The 688-nt window shown below is 64.4% G+C and carries 1 protein-coding gene; it reads left to right on the top strand.

Annotated features, from left to right (window positions below; genetic code table 11):
• The first annotated feature begins 238 nt into the window (after positions 1-238).
• A complete protein-coding gene (locus tag OEB96_RS00350; RefSeq protein ID WP_266213381.1) occupies positions 239-634 on the top strand; it encodes a hypothetical protein in 396 nt (131 codons plus the stop codon).
• Positions 635-688: the final 54 nt, after the last annotated feature.

The following is a 688-nucleotide window of genomic DNA, read 5'->3' as shown; positions in this document are numbered from 1 at the left end:
CCCCGTCGACGATCCCCGCTCCCTCGGACCTCGAAGTCGATAACTGCCGCGGTTCCGAATCGATTCGGAAACCATTCCGAATCGATTCCAAATAGGTTTCGCAATCGAAATTCGGGGTTTCAGCGCGTTCTTCGCGGTTGAAGTGCCCCGCCGTCGATTCGACGAGTGGACATCTGCGTGGCTCACTGCCTCGGTACCCGCGGTCATCATCGACCGCACATCCACGAGGAGACGACGCATGCAGAAGTTGGCGGTCATCAACCCCTACAAGAACATCGACAAGTACGACGAGATGTCCAAGACGGAGCTCAAGCAGGTGCTCCAGAAGAAGGACACCAAGGCCCTCGCCCAGGTCCAGGAGGCCAAGCTGGTCGAGTACCGGGTCCTCCGCATGGGCACCACCGCCGGGGTGGCCCTGCTGACGGGCCTGCTCTACCAGAAGAAGCCGGCGCTCGAGTCCCTGATGGGGACGCCCGCGAGCCTCGACCACATCCTGGCGTTCGGTGCGTCGGCGCTCGCGTTCCTCTCCGAGGACGAGATCGTCGTGCAAGCGGCCGAGGGCGTGGCCAATGCGGGCTTGGTGCCGCTGCTGCGCGCGGCGGGCCGAAAGATCGGAGGGGTCTCGTTCGCCTGACCCCGACGTCCGGATCCGCTCGAGGCCGGGGGACGAGAGAGCCGTCCCGAATCG

The organism is Paraliomyxa miuraensis (assembly GCF_026337845.1).
Taxonomy (GTDB): Bacteria; Myxococcota_A; Polyangia; order Nannocystales; family Nannocystaceae; genus Paraliomyxa; species Paraliomyxa miuraensis.
This window is presented reverse-complemented; position numbering and strand designations above follow the sequence as displayed.